Here is a 2,739-nt window from a genome sequence, read left to right as displayed (position 1 = left end):
CAGGCCGAGGGCGAAGAGATCATGCGGCGCCAGCCCATGGTCGATCTGGTGGTCGGCCCGCAGAGCTATCACCGCCTGCCCGAGCTCGAGGCCAAGGCGCGCGGCGGCGAGAAGGCGCTCGACACCGACTTCCCCGAGGAAGACAAGTTCGAGCGGCTGAAATCCCGCCCCAAGGCAAAGCGCGGCCCGACCGCCTTCCTCACCGTGCAGGAGGGCTGCGACAAGTTCTGCGCCTTCTGCGTGGTGCCCTATACCCGCGGCGCCGAGGTTTCGCGCCCGGCCGATCGCGTCCTGACCGAGGCCCGCGACCTGGTCGAGCGGGGCGTGCGCGAGCTCACCCTGCTGGGCCAGAACGTCAACGCCTATCACGGCCACGACCGCGGCCTCGCCGGGCTGATCCGCGAACTGGCAAAGATCGACGGACTCGAGCGCATCCGCTTCACCACCTCGCACCCCAACGACATGGATGACGAGCTGATCGCCGCCCATGGCGATTGCGACAAGCTCATGCCCTACCTGCACCTGCCGGTGCAGGCGGGATCGGACAGGATCCTCAAGCGCATGAACCGCCAGCACACCGCCGAGCAGTACCTGAAGCTCATCGAGCGGCTGCGCGCGGCGCGCCCCGATCTGCACCTTTCGGGCGATTTCATCGTCGGCTTCCCGGAAGAGACCGAAGAGGATTTCCGCGACACCATGGCGCTGATCGAGGCGGTGCAATACGGCTCCGCCTTCTCGTTCAAGTACTCCGAGCGCCCGGGCACCCCGGCGGCAGAGCGCCCGCAGGTTCCCGAGGCCGAGAAGGACGACCGCCTGCAGCGGCTTCAGGCGCTGCTCACCCGCCAGCAGCGCGCCCTGCAGGACGGCATGGTTGGCCGCGAGGTCGGCGTGCTGTTCGAGAAGACCGGTCGCCTGCCGGGCCAGATGGTCGGCAAGTCCGACTACCTGCACGCGGTCCACGTCGCCGCCGAGGGGCTGCAGCCCGGCGATCTGCGCCGCGTCCGCATCGTCGAAAGCGGGCCGAACTCGCTCAAGGGCGTACTCGCCTGAGGCGAGTCTCCGCCCGCCCCGCAGACTGTGGCGACATTTGGGCAAGGCTCCGGGACAATGCTCGGAACATCGGTGGTTTGTCCCTTACTTAACCACAATATATGGTGGTTTTTTCTTCACAGGGCGGAAATGTCTGCTACTGTCTTGCCTTAGAGTAAATATTGCAGCGTTTGCCCGCTGCCCGTCCAGGCGGGGCCGGCGGACATCAAGCATAAGGGGACAGAGGCTGTGGCAAAACGCATTTCCAAGGCCTTCAGAGGGGCGGTCGGCGCGCTGGCGCTGGCCTGTGCCACCGCAGCCGGTGTTAGCGGCCCGGTGGCTGCCGGCAGCGACGGCGAGGCTCTCAACACACCGGTGATTTCGACCCAGAACACCCGCACCATCCGCGGCGAGCGCTACGTGCCCGGCATCTCGCTGTCGCCCGACGGCTGCGAGATCTGGGTGATGGACGACGGCGCCGAGGGCTACGCGGTCTCGCGCATGACCCCGGACGGCCGCCCGGTCTGCCGCGACATCAACGTCTGCGGCACGCTGAACACCGACCAGTATTTCGCCACCGACAAGTATTACATCTCGCCCAAGGGCAAGGCGCGTCTGGAAGAGTTCTTCAACAGCGCAAGCGCCTTCGGCTTCATCATCGCCGGCCACACCGACGCCCGCGCGAGCCAAGAATACAACATGCGCCTGAGCTACAACCGCGCCAACGCGGTGGCCTCGGTGGCGCGTGGCACCGGCGCCCGCATCATCGACGTGCGCGGCTACGGCGAAGACTACCCGGTGGCGACCAACCGCACCGCCGAAGGCATGGCGAAGAACCGCCGCGTCGAAATCCTGTGTGTGCGCTGAGGAGACGACCATGAAGCTTGCACGACTCGTTCTCGCCCTCGGCACCGCGGTGGCGCTGTCGGCCTGTTCCGACGCCGGCCCCGATAAGAGCCAGGACCGCAACACCATCGACCGCGACGATCTCTCCCAGCTCAAGTGGGGCGTCTGGGTCGATCCCGACGGCTGCGACAACTGGATCGCCGATGACGGCGTCGAGGGCTATCTCGCCCGCCGCTACGACCGCTACGGCAAGCCGATCTGCTCCGGCGTGGCACCGCCGACCGTCGCCACCGGCGCCTTCAAGCAGGGCGCGACCTCGGTGATCGGCGATCCGATCTGACCCGGTGCAGAGCTTGTCAGACAGTCACGACCGCGCGGTGCCCATCGCGCGGTCGTTTTGCATTTGCGGGGCGCGCGCTTGCGCCTCGGGGCGTCGCGGGGCTTGCCCGTCGCGGGGCCGCTTGGCACCATGGAAACGACTCTAGGCGCAGGAGACATGCGTGACGACAGGCACTCTGACAGAAGCCATCCTTGAATTCCCCGACAACCGGCTGCTGATCGATCTTTGCGGCGAATTCGACCGCAACCTCACGGACATCGAGACGCGCACCGGGGTGCAGATCCTGCGCCGCGGCAACCAACTCGCCATTCACGGCCCCGAGGAGGCGCAGGCCGCCGCCCGCGAGGTGCTGAATGCGCTCTACCAGCGGCTCGAGCAGGGCCGCTCCGTGGGCCGGGCCGATATCGACCGCGAGTTCCGCCTCGCCCCCGAGGAAGACATCGAGGTGGCCGGCGGCCAGCTCGAGATGTTCGAGGGCGGCAAGGTCGAGATCAAGACCCGCAAGAAGCTGATCGAGCCGCGCA

3 protein-coding genes and 1 pseudogene are annotated in these 2,739 nt (G+C 67.2%); all 4 read left to right on the top strand.

All coding sequences use genetic code 11. The annotated features are described in order from the left end of the window. On the top strand, nt 1-1,050 hold a 1,050-nt coding region (gene miaB / locus AC6RA4_RS24750), incomplete at its 5' end, for a tRNA (N6-isopentenyl adenosine(37)-C2)-methylthiotransferase MiaB (protein WP_500164861.1). A 228-nt stretch (nt 1,051-1,278) separates the two neighbouring features. Beyond that, a complete protein-coding gene (locus tag AC6RA4_RS24745; protein ID WP_500164859.1) occupies nt 1,279-1,896 on the top strand; it encodes an OmpA family protein in 618 nt (205 codons plus the stop codon). A gap of 10 nt (nt 1,897-1,906) precedes the next feature. After that, complete coding sequence (locus tag AC6RA4_RS24740; protein ID WP_500164857.1) at nt 1,907-2,215, top strand: hypothetical protein; 309 nt, start codon at nt 1,907-1,909, stop codon at nt 2,213-2,215. Between the two features lie 160 nt (nt 2,216-2,375). Further along, nucleotides 2,376-2,739 (top strand): annotated as a pseudogene (locus AC6RA4_RS24735) (PhoH family protein); the annotation flags it as partial.

The organism is Salipiger sp. (assembly GCF_059781815.1).
The sequence above is the reverse complement of the archived record's forward strand: the minus strand, read 5'-3'. Positions and strand labels throughout refer to the sequence as shown.